A 13514-nucleotide genomic window follows, 5' to 3' on the forward strand; every position below is an offset into this window, starting at 1 on the left:
GCTCGGCACCATCTCCGGCGCCCGCCACCTGCACGCCCCGGGGGTCCTGCGCGCTTCCACCAACCACGCCGCACGGACGCGCGCAGGTCGCTCAGCACCATCTCCGACGCCCGCCACCCTCACCGCCCGGAAGGCCCCCGCGGTTTCACCAGCCACGCCTCGCCACACAACCGCCCGCGCGCGCCCCACACCGGGCAGACACCCGCAACTCGCCCGGCACCATCTCCGGCGCCGGCGACCACATGCCGGGAGGTCGACGCGCCCTCACCAACCACACCTGCACGCGCATGCCCACGCCGCACGGACGCCCGTAGCTCGCTCGACGCCATCTCCGACGCCGGTCACCCTCACGTCCAGGAGGCCCCGCACGCCCTGACCAACCACGTCCCACAACCGCCCGACCACACTCACCACGCGGACATCCGCCCACGCGCGGTCGCCAGTGACGAACGCCGGCAACAACCGATCACCCAGCCGCCCGCCATGCCCTGCGCGAGGCTCCCCGCCCGGCCCTGCGTGGAGGTTGCCGCCAGGACGGCGTGGAGGACGCCACCCCGGGGGCGGTGCGGAGCGGACGCCCGGCGCTCGCCACCCACTCAAGGGGAGCCGCACGGAGCACGCCGGCCCAGACGGTGCGGTGTGTTCGCTGTCCACGGCGGTGCAGAGGGGCCGACCTCGCCGAGATCCCGAGGCGTGACGCAGCGCCGTCCTCGAGACCGGCGTGGCACACGGTGTCTTCGGGCAGGCCGTTCCGCCGGTGACGCCGCAGGTGAAGCGCCGCGGCCGGGGGTGCGGTGGGCTCTCCCGCACAAGGTCCCGGACCCGCGGGCCTCTCGTCAGGGTTCGAGGGCCTCGGCGAGCGGGTGGCCCGCGGCTTCGGTGTCGAGCTGCAGGCGGCGCAGGGCGTCGACGTACGCCGCGGGCGGGGCGCCGTGCTGGAGGCCCAGTGTGATCGCCGTTGCGAGGGCGTCGGCGAGGCCGGCCAGCTCCGAGCCGTGCACGCCGGCGCGCAGGTCGACCCGGCGCAGGGTGCCGTCCAGGCCGTGGCCCGTGGTCATCACGCCCGGGACGCCGGCGATCGTGAAGTCCACCGTGCAGCCGGTGGTGTGCCGCTCCCGCTGTCCCGGCACCGACGAACCCCGTGTCACACCCGTCATCGTTCCACCCCGTCCGGTTTCCGGCCGGTCCCCGAGGACCGGCGACGTCCCGAACCGTAGGGCACCCGGGGCCGGACCGACAGCACCGACACGGCCCGGTGTCGAACACCCGATCGACACGCCGTGCGACACGCGGCGGGAAGGCCTGCGACCCTACGGCGCCGGGGGCATCGTCGTCGGCCTGGCCGAGCACCTCACCTGACGACCGTCGCGCCGCACGACGTTCAGGTGCGGCGGCGGTACCAGCAGCGGCAACGTCGCGAGGAGCCACTCCGGCGGGACCAGAGGCCCTCCGGTCCGGGCGGCGCAGCCGGGGCACACCGGCAGGTGCCGGGCGATCCGCTTGCGCCACAACGGATCCGGCTCCCCGTCCCATCCCGCGGTCAGCTCCCGCAGCAGACCGCACCGCGGCGAGGCCCGCAGCGCGGCGACCACCCGGCGGGCGGTGTCGAGCTGCTCCCGCATGCGCTGCACCCGCACCGCCACGTGCGGCACCGGCAGCGCCACCGCGGCGGCGACGTCCGCCCTACCGAGGTATCCGCCGGTCTCCAGCCACCAGAGTGCCAGCAGCTCCCGGTACGACGGGTTCAGCCACCGGGAAGCGGACGCCACCTGCCGCTGCTCGTGCGTCAGCGCCTGCCGCAGCAGGACCAGCCGCTCGACGCGGGGGCCGGGCCCGGGGGCGGTGTGGCGACCGTCCCGCGTGAGCCGCTGCCGGTGGGCGGCGCCGCGCGCGTCAGCGAGCTGCCGCATCGCGATCGTCACCGCCCAGGCGCGCAGCCGCGCCGGGTCGCGCACCGCCGCCAGTCCCGTCACCACCCCGAGCATCGCGTCCCGCACGATCTCCTCGACGTCCAGGTCCCGGTCCGCGGCGCGGCCGACCACGCTGTACACCAGCGGCAGACACCGCGCGGCGAGCTCACGCATCGCGTCGTGGTCCCCGCCGCGGGCCGCCGTCACGAGCTCGTCGTCCCGCCGTTCCGGTGCGTCCACTGCCTGCTCCCGCACTGTCGCGGACGCCGGGCGGCGTCCCCTTCACCGGCAACAGACCGGAACCCGGCCCCCCGGATAACACTTTCTCCACCCGGCCGGGAGGATGCGGGGATGGCGGAGCAGGTGTGGGACGGGACGACGCAGTCGACGGCGCAGGAGCGGCACCGGCTCGCCGACCTCGCGAAACGCTACGACTGGCCCGGCGTGCTGGCGCTCCTGGCGGAGCATCCCGGCCTGGTCAACGCGACCCGTCCCGGCGGCACGTCATGGTTCGCGCCGCTGCACCAGGCCGCGCACGGCGGCGCGCCCGCGGAGGTCGTCGAGCGGCTCGTCGGGCTCGGCGCCTGGCGCGGGCTGCGGACCGCCGCCGGGGACCGCCCCGCCGATCTCGCCGGGCGGGCGAAGCACCCGCACCTCGCCACGCTCCTGGAGCCGCCCCGACGGGCCGACGTGCCGATCACGACGTTGCGGCGGATCCAGGTGTACTGCCATGCCGTCATCCGGGCACGGCTCCAGCACCTCGTCGACGAGCAACGGCTGCGGCTGCCGGAGCTCGAGGTCCTGCTCGAGCTCGACGACCCGCGGATGACGTTCCGGGTGCCCGGCGCGCACGGCGCGTTCGAGCTCCGGCTGCGGGCCGCCGGGCCGGACACGACGCTGACCGTCGACGTGTTCGGCGACCGGCACGAGGTCACCGCCAGGGAGGTCCGCGTGCGCCCGCACCCGGCGCCGGACCTCGTCGCCGTGCCGGGTGAGGGCGCCGGGTTCGCGGAGCTGGTGCGGTTCGCTCACACGTACAACGGCTATGACCTGCACGGCGGCTCCCCCGGGCTGGCCGAGCTGGTGGTCGCGGCGCGGGAGCGGTGGCAGCGCACCGGCGACCTGCCCGGCGACGTCGACGAGCTGCGCGCGTGCCTGTTCTTCCAGCAGCGGTCCCACTACTGGGACGGCGGCCTGTGGGACTTCGGGACCGAGCCGTTCGTCGTCGCGCTCCTCGACCGGATCCGCGGGCTGTCCGGCGGCACCGCGCCACGCCGGTCCGTGCCGTCCTGACGGCACCGACCGGTCCGGCGAGACGCTACGCGCCCTGCTGCCGCTTGCGCAGCGCCTCGATCGCCTTGTCCGCGTGCGCGTCCATGCGGATCTCGCTCCTGATGACGTCGAGGACCCGGCGGTCGGTGTCGATGACATACGTGACGCGCTTCGTCGCGGTCAGCCCGAGCAGGCCGCGGCCCAGCCCGAACCGCGCGCGGACCGTGCCGTCCCTGTCCGACAGCAGCGGATAGCCGAGCCGGTGCCGGGTCGCGAACTCGGCCTGCCGCTCGACCTCGTCGCCGCTGATCCCGACGGGGTGCCCGCCGACGGCCCTGATGTCCGCGGTGAGGTCCCGGAAGTGGCACGCCTCGGCGGTGCAGCCCGCGGTCAGCGCCGCCGGGTAGAAGAACAGGACCACCGGCCCGTCCGCGAGCAGCCCGGTCAGCGACCGGGTCACGCCAGTCTCGTCCGCGAGCTCGAAGTCCTCGACGATGTCCCCGACCTTCATGCCGCCCATCATCTCACCCGCGTCCGGCGGGCCCGGCGCAACCCGGCGGGGCGGACAACCCCCTGGGCGGGCTGCGACGATCGCGGCATGCCGAACTCAGGTGAGCCGCCCCGCGGCGCACTCCCCGGGCCGTCCTTCGTCCGCGCGACCGCCGCCGACGTGGCCGACGTCCTCTCCGTCCTCGACGAGGCCGCGGCGTGGCTCACCGCCGGCGGCGTCCGGCAGTGGCCGGCCTGCTTCGACGCCGCCTGGGTCACGCCCGCCGTGCGGCGCGGCGAGACGTGGCTGGTCCGCGCCGGTGACCACACGGCCGGGACCGTCACCCTCGACTGGTCCGATCCACTGTGGACCGACGAGCCCGCACCCGCCGGCTACGTGCACCGGATGGCGGTGCGGCGCCGGTACGCCGGCACCGGCCGCACCATCCTGGCCTGGGCCGCCGGGCAGGCCCGCGACCGCCACGCCACCGCCCTGCGCCTCGACTGCGTCGCCGGCAACGCCGCCCTGCGCGCCTACTACGAGTCCGCCGGCTTCCGGCACCGCGGCGACGTCGAGGTCGGCGGCGCACCCGGCCAGCGCTCCACCGGCGGGACCCGCACCCTCGTCAGCCGGTACGAGCGTCCCCTGTAACCGGCGTCGTCGACGACGTGACCGGTGGTTGCGGGAGGGCACTAGCATCGCGGCTGCCTTCGGCGAAGGGGACCATGACATGCGACCCATCGGATTCGCGCTGCTGCTCGCCGTGGCGGCGCTCACCGGCTGCTCGGGCGGCACCGCCGCCGACCCGGCACCGTCGACACCCACAGCGACACAGGCAGCGACACAGACCGCCGCGGCGGCCAGTGCGACGGCCGTGGCGGCGACGCCCGGCTGCGAGTTCTACCAGGCCGCCGACGCGCGGGCGGTGCTCGGCGGGGAGCTCAAGGGCGCGGCGAAGTTCACCGACAACGAGCCCGGCAAGACCGACACCAGGTTCAACTCGTGTGTGTACTGGTCCGCCGACGACCAGCGGTACGCCAACGTCGGCTACCGCAAGGCGCTCACGGCGGCCGGCGCCACCGACAACCGCAAGCAGTTCACCAGCCAGCGGACGGGCGACGCGGCCGCGGTCGCGGGGCTGGGCAGCGACGCCTACTGGGACACCCCGAACGGTCAGGTCATGGTGCTCGTCGGCGACGACCTGCTGGTCATCTCCACCGGCGTCAAGGACGCGCCGAAGGAGGGCCGCAGCCGCACCGACACGGAGAAGCTCGCCAAGCTCGTCGTCTCCCACCTGCCCGCCTGAGGCGGCGCAAGTTCGTCGCAAGTGATCCGAAAGGTCGCTGCCGCAGGTTCTGGGCAGCGACCTTTCGACTGCTTGGAGGAAACGATGACGGTTCTGGTGACGGGCGCGACCGGCAGCATCGGCGGCGCCGTGACGAGGGCGCTGCTGGCCCGCGGCGCCGACGTGCGGGCGCTGGTCCGCGACGCGGGCCGGATCCCGCTCCTGCCCGCCGGGGCGGTGCCGGTGCACGGCGACCTCGCGGCCGCCCTGGTGGGTGTCCGGGCGGCGCTGTACGTGTCGCCGCACCATCCCGACGAGCTGCGGCTGGCGGAGGCGTTCGCCCGGACCTGCGCGGACCGCGGGGTGCGGGTCGTCTTCGCCGGCGTGTACCTCGGCGGGCGGACCGCCGTGAGCAGGTGGCTGCTGCGCACCGCGCTCGGGCTGGCGCTGTCGCACTACCGCGGCAAGCTGCGGATCGCGCACCTGATGTCCCGCGCCGGTGCGGACGCCGTGGTGTTCGGCCTGCCGAACTACTACCAGAACGACGAGATCGTCCGCGACGACATCCTGGCCGGCGGCTACCCGCTGCCCGTCCACGACAAGGGCGTCAACCGCATGGACCTGCGCGACGCGGCCGAGGTCGTCGCGCGGGCCCTGACGGAGCCCGCGTTCCCGTCCGGCGGGCACGTCCTGTCCGGTCCCGCGTCGATCAGCGGCGCCGGGGCCGCCCGCGTGTGGAGCGACGTCCTCGGCCGCCCGGTCCGCTACGACGGCACCGGCGACTGGCGGGCGGCGCTGGCCCGCCGGCTCGACGGCCAGAAGCTCGACGACTTCCTGCACACCTACGCCCTGCTCGCCAGGCGTGGCATGGCCACGTCCGCCCGGGGCGTGGCGGCCACGACCGCGCTCCTGGGCCGCCCGCCCCGCTCCTACGAGACGTACGTCCGCGACACCGCCGACCTGTGGCAGGCCACCCGGCGGCGGGGGTGAGCGCCGGTCAGGGGCAGTCAGGGGCAGTCAGGGGCGGTCAGGGGCGCAGCGCGAGCTTGCCGGTCGTGGCGCGCGCCTCCATGGCGGCCAGGACCTCGGGCCCCCGTGCCAGGTCGTGGACGACCGGCGCGCCGGGAGCCAGGACACCGGCCGCCCGCAGCGGCTCCAGCTCGGCGAGCAGCGCCGCGTACAGGTCCGGGGCGGCGCCGATCAGCACCCCGAGATGCAGGCCGATGACGTGCACCGGGTGGACGAAGTTCAGCTCCCGGTTGCTGACGGTCGCGTCGCCGCCGGCCACGCCGTAGACGACGACCCGGCCGGTGACCCGCCGGGCCGCGGCGAGAGCGGCCCTGAACGCGGCCCCACCGGCGGACTCCAGCACGACGTCGGCACCCCGTCCGCCGGTGAGCCGCAGCACCTCCGCGGCGACGTCGGCCCGTGCGTCGACCACGTGCGCCGCGCCGAGCGCGCGGACCAGGTCGTGCTTGCCCGCGGACGCGGCGGCGATCACCGTCGCGCCGCGGTGGACGGCGATCCTGACCGCGGCCTGCCCGACCCCGCCGGCGGCGGCCTGGATCAGCACGGTCTCGCCGGCGGCGACGGTCCGCAGCGCGGCGAGCGCCGTGACCCAGTTCAGCACGAGACCGAGGGCCTGCTCGTCGGTCCAGCCGCCGGGGACCGGTACCAGCGCGGCGGCGGACAGCACCATGAACTCGGCGAACGCCCCCGGCCCCAGGCCGATGACGTGCTCGCCGGGCTGCACGGCGGTGATGGACGGGCCGGTGGCGACGACCTCACCGGCGGCCTCGAACCCGGCGATGTACGGCGCCGCCGGCCCGCCCTCGTAGGTGCCGCGGGCCTGATGACGTCGGCGAAGTTGACGCCCGCCGCGCCGACGCGGATCAGGACCTCACCGGGTCCCGGGACGGGCACCGGGGCGTCGACGAGCCGGAGGTCGGAGGGGCCGTTCAGGGACGACTGTCGGAGCGCTCGCATGCGGCCGACGGTAGAACCCTCACGGTTGCGTGAGGGTCAACCCCCGCGCGGCCCGCAGGTACGCGGTGAGCGCGTCGTGGTCGCGGGTCAGCCGGGTGATCCGCTGCCGCAGCTGCCCCGCCTGCCGGGCGACCTGGTCGAGGAGGTATGCGCACGGCACCTCGGGCATGAGGTCGGCGGGGCCGTCGAGGTAGGGCAGGACGTCGCGGATGATCCGGGTCGGCAGCCCGTTGTCGATGAGGGCCTTGATCCGCAGCACCGCGTCGACGTCGCCGCCGGCGTAGTCGCGGTAGCCGTTGCCGGCCCGGTCGGGCTTGAGCAGGCCCTCGTCCTCGTAGTGGCGCAGCGCGCGGACGCTGACCCCGGTCCGCCGCGCCAGCTCCCCGATCCTCATCCCTCGAAGCTGGCCGGTCAGGGGCCGCTGAGCAGTCCCCGCAGGTACGCCAGGCCGTCGAGGGCGAGCTGGTCCTGTGTCGGGGCGAGGGGGCGCCAGATGGAGGCGGCGGTGGCGATGGTCTCGTTCTCCGCGGTGAATGACTCGATGCACAGCGCGCCCGTGTAGCCGGTCTTGTCGAGCTCGGCGAGGAACCACGGCCAGTCGAGGTGGTCGCTGCCCGGTGCGCCGCGGTCGGTGCCGCTGACCTGGACGTGCTTGATGAACGGCCCGGCCAGGCCGACCGCCGCGTAAGGGTCCTTCTCCTCGATGTTCATGTGGTACGTGTCGAGCATGATCCCCACGCTGGCCGGCAGACCGTCGATGAGCTCGACCGTCTGCTCCATCGTGTTGACGACGCTGGTCTCGTAGCGGTTCAGCGCCTCGACGCCGATCGACACGCCGCGCTCCCCCGCGTGGTCGGCGACGGGGGCGACGGCGGACCGGAAGTCCGCGTAGCAGGCCCGCCGCTCCGCGGGCGTCATCCGCCAGGTGCGGCCGACGGCGGCGTAGACCGGGCCGCCGACGCAGGGCGCCCCGACGGCCGCCGCCGCGTCGACGCAGGCCCGCAGATAGGCCTGGGTCGACGCGACGGTCGCCGTGTCGGTGCACACCAGGTCGCGCCCGGGTGGGGTGACCGCGCAGACACCCGCGGCGATCACCCCGTGAGCGGCGAGGAGGTCGCTCGTGCGTGCCGGGTCCCAGTCCCCGACCTGTTCGATCGGCAGTTCGACCGCGTCGAAGCCCCACGCCGCGAGGCGCGGCACGATCAGGGCCAGGGCGGCGTCGTCGACGGGTGAGGACCAGATCCAGGGATTGGCACCGATGGCACGCACGATCAGAACCCTACTTCCAGCGTTGGGGGTAGCCGGGCAGGTCTTTGCAGCCGCACATGGCGTAGTGCAGTGGCGGCATGTTGGCGTCGACGTAGCTGTCGAGGTTGTCCTGGGTCACCGTCGGCTGGGGCAGCTTCCACGGGCTGGACACCTGCTCACCGTTGAGGATCTTGATCGCGGCGAGGATCGGGGTGCGCCACTGGTAGGTCGGGTAGGTCGGCGCGATCGCGGTGAGCTTCTTGTCCTTCCACAGCTTCAGGAAGTCCAGCTGGTCCTCACCGTTGATCGGCGGGACGGGCTTGCCGGCGTCCTGGAACGCCTCCACCGCAGCAACCGCCGTCGCACCCGCATCCATCCAGATGCCGTCGATCGTGCCGTACCGCTGGATGTAGTCGTTGACGATCTTCTTCGTCTTCGCCGGGTCACCATCAGTGAACTCGACCCCGACGACGTTGACCTTCGCCTTGTCGAACTGGACCTTGGCGGCGGACCAGCGGGTCTCCAGGACGTCGACGCCGGGCAGGATACGCAGCGCGAGGACCTTACCGCCGGGCTTGACCTTCTCCGACAGGAACGACGCACCGACATGCCCGAAGCCGTAGCCGCCGATGGGGTTGATGAACGTGACCGGGCACTTCGTGTCCACGCCGCGGTCGAACACGATGACCGGCAGGCCCTTGGCGCAGGCGGCCTCGACGGCCGGGGTCAGCGTCGCGGTCGTGTTCGGCGACACGATCAGCGCATCACAGCCCTTACCGAGCAGGTCGTTGATGTCCGCGATCTGCTTGCTGTCCTTACCCTCGGCGTCGACGTGGACGAACTCCTTGATGTTCGCCTTCTGCGCCTCGACCTCAGCCTGCATGACCTTGTAACCAACCTGCCGCCACGGGTTGTTGAGCGCGGCGTTGGAGAAGCAGATCTTGTACGGGCCCGCCTTCTTGTACTTCGCGGTGTCGACCATCTTCGGGTTCAGCACCTGCTCCCACGGCTTGTCGGCGGGGCCGGTCGCGGTTGCCTGCAGCAGCGACAGCTCATTGTCGTAGTCCGCCTGCACGAAGAACTTCGACTGCTCACCGGTGCCAGAGCCGGCCGCGGCACTGGACGACGCGGCACCGGAAGCCGTGGTGGTGGGCTCGTCGGTGGCGCAGCCGGTCAGGATCAGCAACGCCGCCGTCATTGTCGCGGCGACGTACGTGTTTCGTCTCACGTGTTCTCCTAGGGATGGGGTGTTGGGGAGCGCGCCTCAGCGGCGGCGCAGTGCTCCGACTGCGACGGCGATGAGGATGATCAGGCCCTGGACGGTGGACCGGAGGGCGCCGGAGACGCCGTAGAAGTTGAGGAGCGCGAAGAGCGTCTCGAGGGTCAGGGCGCCGAGCATGGCGCCGACGACCGCGCCGCGGCCGCCGCCGAGGACGACCCCGCCGAGGACGACGGCGGTGATGGCGCCGAACTCGAGTCCCGCGCCGGCCTGGAACGACACGCCGCTGTAGCCGCCGAGCAGGATCGCGGCGACGGTGGCGAAGACGCCGCTGAGCACGAACGCGGTCGTCTTGGTGCGCCAGACCCGGATGCCGGTGAGCTCCGCGGTGCGCGGGTTGCCGCCGACGGCGACGAGCGTGCGGCCGAAGTCCGAGCGCATGACCGCGACCGCGACGGCGGCGACGCCGAGCAGGATGAGCAGCGCGTAGGGCACCCGGCCGAGCAGCGGCACGTCCTCGAACGCGCGCCGGCCGAAGCGGCGGAACTCCTCGGACAGGCCGCCCTTGGGCGCGCCGTCGGACCACAGGTAGACGGCGCCGACGAGGATCAGGTACATGCCGAGCGTCGTGATGAACGACGGCACCTTCAGCAGCGTGGTGACGAGGCCGTTGACGAGCCCGACGACGACGCCGAAGGCGAGCACGACCAGCACCACCGGCCAGGTCTTGGCCGGGTCGCTGTCGATGAGCCGGGCCGCGACGACGACCTGGGCGGTGACCAGCGAGCCGACGGACAGGTCGAACTCGCCGGAGACGATGACGAAGTACTGCCCGGCGGCGAGCAGGATGATCGGCGCGGACCGCCCGATGAAGGACAGCAGCGACGCCGGGGCGAAGAAGTCGGGCTGCCGGATCGCGACCAGCACCAGCAGGATCGCGAGGATGCCGACGATCGGCGCGATCCCGCCGGGCTTCAGGAGGTTGACCCGCTTCCGGGGGGTGGTTTCGGCAACTGCGGTGCTGGTCATGCCGCCGCCTTCCGGGTCGCAGTGCGGCGGCGGTGCATCCGCCGGGCGTAGACGGCCACCGCGGCGATGATGATGACGCCGCGGATGACCTGCTTGAAGAACGCGTCGACCTCGAGCTGGTTGAAGATGCTGTCGATGCTGGCGAGCAGCAGCACGCCGCCGACGGTGCCGAGGACGCCGCCGCGGCCGCCGGCCAGGGCGGTGCCGCCGAGGACGACGGCGGCGATGGACTCCAGGTCGTAGAGGCCTTCGACGCCGACCCGGGGCGCGCCGGAGCCCAGGCGGCTGGCGAGGTAGATCCCGGCGAGGCCGGAGCACAGCGCGCACAGCACGTGGGCGGTGATGAGGATCCGGTCGTTGCGCACGCCGGAGAGCCGGGCCACGTCGGGGTCGCCGCCGACGGCGATGAGGTGGTGGCCGAAGCGGGTGTTGCGCACCGCGAACCAGGCGGCGGCCGCGACGGCGAGCAGCAGCAGGAACGCCACCGGCACCGGGCCGACGCGCTGGTAGCCGAGGCTCTGCACGAAGGCCGGCGCGGTCTTGCCCGCCGGACCGTCGTAGCCGTTGTCGAGGTACCCCTTGAGCAGCAGCCCGACGCCGACGGTCGCGATGAACGCGTTGATCCGCAGCTTCGTCACCAGCAGCCCGTTGAGCAGCCCGATGGCGGCGGCGACGAGCAGCACCAGGCCGAGCGCCGGCAGGATGTTCCCGTCGCTGCCCGCCATGGTCTCGGCCGCCACCAGGGTGCTGATGCTGATGACGTACGCGACGGAGAGGTCGAGCGATCCGGCCAGGATGACCAGGGTCTGCCCGACGGCGACGAGGCCGAGGCCGGTCGCGACGTGCAGCAGGCTGACGACGGTGGACTGGTTGAACAGCGACCCGCCGTCGATGGCGACGACGATCCAGCCGATCGCCAGGGTCAGCGCGAGGGCGATGTAGACCCCGCGGGCGGGCCCGGCAGCGGATGCCTTGAGCCGGATCGCGGTGGTCTTCGCCGGTACGGGCGGGGCCACGGTCACGCGTTCACCTCATCTACGGTCAGTGCGCCGGTCGCGAGCCCGACGACGTCCTCTTCGCTCGCGCCGGCGGGCAGCTCCCCGGCGATGACGCCGTCGCGCATGACGACGATCCGGTCGCTCATGCCGAGCAGCTCGGGCAGCTCGGAGGAGATCATCAGCACCGCGGCGCCGTCGCGGGCGAGCTTGCGGACGAGGTCGTGGATGGCGGACTTCGCGCCGACGTCGATGCCGCGGGTCGGCTCGTCGAACAGCAGGATCTTCGGGCCGACGGCGAGCCAGCGGGCGAGGACGACCTTCTGCTGGTTGCCGCCGGACAGGAAGCGGATCTCCTGGTCGTCGCCGGCGGCGTGCACCTCGACGGCCTTGAGCAGGTCGCGGATCTTCGTCGTGCGGTCGGTCCGGCCGCGCATCGAGAACAGCCCCGAGGGGAAGACGGCACGGCCGGCGAGCAGGGCGTTGTCGAGGACGGACTGACCGGCGACGATGCCTTCGCCCTTGCGGTCCTCGGTCACGTATGCGATGCCGGCCCGGATCGCCGCGCGGGGCGAGCGCAGCTGCACCCGGGTGCCGTCGAGCTCGACGGTGCCGCCGGTGAACGGGTCGGCGCCGAAGATCGCCCGGGCCAGCGCGGAGCGGCCGGAGCCCTGCAGGCCACCGATGCCGAGGATCTCCCCGGCGCGCAGCTCGACGCCGACGTCGCGCAGCTTGTGGTTGGATCCACTGTGGACGGCGAGGCGGACCGCGCCGATGTCGCCGGGCGCCGCCCGCGGCGGGTAGTAGCTGGCCAGGTCGCGGCCGACCATGTGCTTGACGAGCTGGTCGCCGGTGGTGCCGGCGGTGGGAAGGGTGGTGACCCGCCGGCCGTCCTTGAGCACCGTGATCCGGTCGGACAGGTCGAAGACCTCGGTGAGGCGGTGCGACACGTAGAGCAGCCCGATGCCGCGCTCCTGCAGGCGGCGCACCAGGGCGTAGAGCAGCTCCACCTCGTGGTCGGCGAGGGCGGCGGTCGGCTCGTCCATGATGAGCAGGCGCGCGTCGAGGGCGAGGGCCTTGACGATCTCGACGACCTGCTGCTGGGCGACGCCGAGGCGGCCGACCTTCACCCCCGGGTCGAACGACGTCTCGCCGGCGGCGGCGAGCAGCTCCGCGGTGCGCTCGTGCATGGCCTTGCGGTCGACCAGGCCGCGCCTGACCGGCTCGTGGCCGAGGAAGACGTTTTCGGCGACGGTCCGCTCGGGCAGGAGGTTGAACTCCTGGTGGATGATGCCGATGCCGGCGGCCTGCGCGTCGCGCGGGCCCTTGAAGCTCACCGGCCGGCCGTCGAGCTCGATCGTGCCGCCGTCGGGCGTGTACACCCCAGAGATGATCTTCATGAGGGTGGACTTGCCGGCACCGTTCTCGCCGACGACGGCGTGCACCTCGCCGGCGTGCACGTCGATGTCCACATCGGACAGCACGCGCACGCCGAGAAAGGACTTGCCGATCCCACCGAGCCGTAGCAGCGGGGGCGTTTCAGCCATGCCAAACCCCTAACTTACCGTAACCATCGAAGACAATCATGATTGCGGTCGAGCATCGGTGGAGCACTCAGCGTGGGGACTTTCGCCTTTGAAGTCCGTAACTTTTGCTGGTTTCAACTAAAGGTCGCGGAGAGCAGACTAAATGTTTCGATGTTCCGCCGCAACGGCGCAACGACACCGAAACAAAGCCGTTGCCCAACCTCCGCCGATCGACCGATGCCAGCAGGCCGGACGGGCGAGTCCACGGAGAGCGCTTCCCCGCCCCTCTGGCTCACGAGATGGCTTTTACCTGCTGGTACGGGCGAACATATTGACATCAGAAGATGGCTTCAGCACGCTTGGCGACGCGGCCACGGCCCGGGAACGTTGAGCGTGACTGTCCGTTGTCGCCGAACCGCTCCCGGAAAAATTGTTATGCCGATTCGCGCAATGGACCGCTCCGCGGCGGGATCTTGACACCATCGCCTTCCGTCGACACTGTGGTGGGCCGATGCACGACCTCCGCATTCATGACAGCGATTGTGGGACCTGAT

14 protein-coding genes are annotated in these 13514 nt (G+C 72.8%); 4 read left to right on the forward strand and 10 right to left on the reverse strand.

What is annotated here, in order from left to right:
* Window positions 1–836: 836 nt before the first annotated feature.
* Together ACZ6TV_RS43195 and ACZ6TV_RS43200 are read right to left on the reverse strand one after the other, a co-directional pair.
* Window positions 837–1157 (reverse strand): TSCPD domain-containing protein, encoded by a 321-nt coding sequence (locus tag ACZ6TV_RS43195; protein WP_465305209.1) that lies wholly within the window; start codon window positions 1155–1157, stop codon window positions 837–839.
* 153 nt (window positions 1158–1310) lie between these two features.
* Complete coding sequence (locus ACZ6TV_RS43200; protein WP_465305211.1) at window positions 1311–2150, reverse strand: RNA polymerase sigma factor; 840 nt, start codon at window positions 2148–2150, stop codon at window positions 1311–1313.
* Between the two features lie 111 nt (window positions 2151–2261).
* On the opposite strand from ACZ6TV_RS43200, the gene ACZ6TV_RS43205 reads away from it, so the two are divergent.
* Window positions 2262–3203: a hypothetical protein gene (locus ACZ6TV_RS43205; RefSeq protein ID WP_465305213.1), complete on the forward strand. Its 942-nt coding sequence runs from the start codon at window positions 2262–2264 to the stop codon at window positions 3201–3203.
* 25 nt (window positions 3204–3228) lie between these two features.
* Here the strand turns inward: ACZ6TV_RS43205 and ACZ6TV_RS43210 are convergent, their stop codons facing one another.
* Window positions 3229–3693 (reverse strand): peroxiredoxin, encoded by a 465-nt coding sequence (locus ACZ6TV_RS43210; protein ID WP_465305215.1) that lies wholly within the window; start codon window positions 3691–3693, stop codon window positions 3229–3231.
* Between the two features lie 87 nt (window positions 3694–3780).
* Between ACZ6TV_RS43210 and ACZ6TV_RS43215 the strand changes: the two genes are divergently transcribed.
* The 3 genes from ACZ6TV_RS43215 to ACZ6TV_RS43225 all read left to right on the forward strand — a co-directional run bounded on the left by ACZ6TV_RS43215 (window position 3781) and on the right by ACZ6TV_RS43225 (window position 5947).
* On the forward strand, window positions 3781–4323 hold the full coding sequence (locus ACZ6TV_RS43215; RefSeq protein WP_465305217.1) for a GNAT family N-acetyltransferase: 543 nt from the start codon (window positions 3781–3783) through the stop codon (window positions 4321–4323).
* A gap of 79 nt (window positions 4324–4402) precedes the next feature.
* Window positions 4403–4978: a hypothetical protein gene (locus ACZ6TV_RS43220; protein ID WP_465305219.1), complete on the forward strand. Its 576-nt coding sequence runs from the start codon at window positions 4403–4405 to the stop codon at window positions 4976–4978.
* An 84-nt stretch (window positions 4979–5062) separates the two neighbouring features.
* The gene (locus ACZ6TV_RS43225) at window positions 5063–5947 is read left to right on the forward strand and encodes an SDR family oxidoreductase (protein WP_465305221.1); all 885 of its coding nucleotides are present in this window, start codon (window positions 5063–5065) and stop codon (window positions 5945–5947) included.
* Window positions 5948–5984: 37 nt separating this feature from the next.
* Here ACZ6TV_RS43225 and ACZ6TV_RS43230 read toward each other — a convergent pair whose 3' ends face one another.
* The 7 genes from ACZ6TV_RS43230 to ACZ6TV_RS43260 all read right to left on the reverse strand — a co-directional run bounded on the left by ACZ6TV_RS43230 (window position 5985) and on the right by ACZ6TV_RS43260 (window position 12981).
* The gene (locus ACZ6TV_RS43230; RefSeq protein WP_465305301.1) at window positions 5985–6767 is read right to left on the reverse strand and encodes a zinc-binding dehydrogenase; all 783 of its coding nucleotides are present in this window, start codon (window positions 6765–6767) and stop codon (window positions 5985–5987) included.
* 195 nt (window positions 6768–6962) lie between these two features.
* Window positions 6963–7337, reverse strand: coding sequence for a MerR family transcriptional regulator (locus tag ACZ6TV_RS43235; protein WP_465305223.1), 375 nt, complete (start codon window positions 7335–7337; stop codon window positions 6963–6965).
* Window positions 7338–7354: 17 nt separating this feature from the next.
* Window positions 7355–8212: a sugar phosphate isomerase/epimerase family protein gene (locus ACZ6TV_RS43240; protein WP_465305225.1), complete on the reverse strand. Its 858-nt coding sequence runs from the start codon at window positions 8210–8212 to the stop codon at window positions 7355–7357.
* Between the two features lie 10 nt (window positions 8213–8222).
* Window positions 8223–9419 (reverse strand): substrate-binding domain-containing protein, encoded by a 1197-nt coding sequence (locus ACZ6TV_RS43245; protein WP_465305227.1) that lies wholly within the window; start codon window positions 9417–9419, stop codon window positions 8223–8225.
* Between the two features lie 36 nt (window positions 9420–9455).
* Window positions 9456–10439: an ABC transporter permease gene (locus tag ACZ6TV_RS43250; RefSeq protein ID WP_465305229.1), complete on the reverse strand. Its 984-nt coding sequence runs from the start codon at window positions 10437–10439 to the stop codon at window positions 9456–9458.
* Window positions 10436–11461, reverse strand: coding sequence for an ABC transporter permease (locus ACZ6TV_RS43255; protein ID WP_465305231.1), 1026 nt, complete (start codon window positions 11459–11461; stop codon window positions 10436–10438). Before ACZ6TV_RS43255 ends, ACZ6TV_RS43250 begins: the two co-directional genes overlap by 4 nt.
* A complete protein-coding gene (locus ACZ6TV_RS43260) occupies window positions 11458–12981 on the reverse strand; it encodes a sugar ABC transporter ATP-binding protein (RefSeq protein WP_465305233.1) in 1524 nt (507 codons plus the stop codon). The genes ACZ6TV_RS43255 and ACZ6TV_RS43260 overlap by 4 nt, the downstream gene beginning before the upstream one ends.
* Window positions 12982–13514: the final 533 nt, after the last annotated feature.

This window comes from Dactylosporangium sp. NPDC051087, from assembly GCF_055586325.1.